General features: G+C 55.1%; 1 protein-coding gene. It reads right to left on the bottom strand.

Annotation, left to right across the window (positions count from 1 at the left end; genetic code table 11):
* Positions 1 to 1,134 (bottom strand): hypothetical protein (locus AB0442_RS42575; RefSeq protein WP_366168864.1); only part of this gene is annotated, 1,134 nt, incomplete at its 3' end.
* Between the last annotated feature and the right edge of the window lie 21 nt (positions 1,135 to 1,155).

Raw genomic sequence — 1,155 nt, forward strand, 5'->3', positions numbered from 1 at the left:
ATGACGGTAAATTTTGTCAAGCGTGCCGCCTTCTGCATCGAATTGCTTAATGAACGCGTTCAGCCTACCAGTTTGAATACTGCTCTCGCGAGCCTGGCGCACTGCCTGTGAAACGGTGAAAAGATTCCGTAGCTGTTTGGCAGTTCGTGCTCCAAGCTCCCGCTCAACCATCGGCAGCGTTCCGGAAGATTTCATCCCCTGATACCAGTCAACAAAACCCGGCAGATGGAACTCGTTTTCCTTGCGGCTGCCTTGGCTGAAAGCATCGCGCAACGATGTGGCCACAACTTCCCGTCGGATACGTGGTGAAGGGATATCCTGCTGCAGCGCCCGAAAGCCTTTCGCGTCACCCTTTGACAGGTTTCGGATCGCCAACGATGCTTTTGTGCCGATATCGCCGCGCAGATCTTTGCCAAGCAGCCCAGTTAGCGCATCTTCCATCGTGGTGCGAACCCCGATCAGCTTCTTGGCAGCTTGCCATTTGTCACCCATGCCCGCAGCGACGACCGCCTGTTCCTGATCCGCTGTCAGGTTAGCGTAAAGTTGTTTCAGCGCCCCAGTCTCTTCGTCGCGGAATGGTCCCGAGTTCTTACCGATCGCCTGTCCGATCTGCTTGCGGATGTTGTCCAACCTCGCATAAGTCGGCGCAGTAGCTTCAGAGCCAACAGGGGCAACGGAGTTATAGACCCGCTTTTCCATCGCTGATAGATGTTCAGCACCGCCCAATTCGTCCGCTTTGCCGTCAAGATAGCGAATGATGTTATTGGCTTCGACAGTCTGCCCCTTGGGGATAGCAGCGGAGATCTGGTTATAGAGCTGGTCAGATTTGTTCTGAACAGTGGCAATGCCGCGCTGGAACGAAGACAAAAACTTATCATTCATCGCAGCTTTATCCGGCAGCGCTCCGGCAGCGTCAGTAAGATCCGTGGCCTGTTTAGCGATCTTGGTGAGAGCCTGGTTTTCCTGCGCCGCCAGCTGCGAACCAGGAACTGATTTCAGCGCTTGTTCGAAATCGCGATAGGCCTGATTGCCGGATACGTGCGACAGCAACAAATCGTCCTCCCTCAGCCCTAACTGCTTGGCAGCGTCGATAACATCCTGTCGTGGTGCAACATCGCGCGCGGCGTCAGCCATACGCGATGCGGTTTCTCTGTC

Source organism: Kitasatospora sp. NPDC085895 (assembly GCF_040702125.1).
Lineage (GTDB): Bacteria > Actinomycetota > Actinomycetes > Streptomycetales > Streptomycetaceae > Kitasatospora > Kitasatospora arboriphila.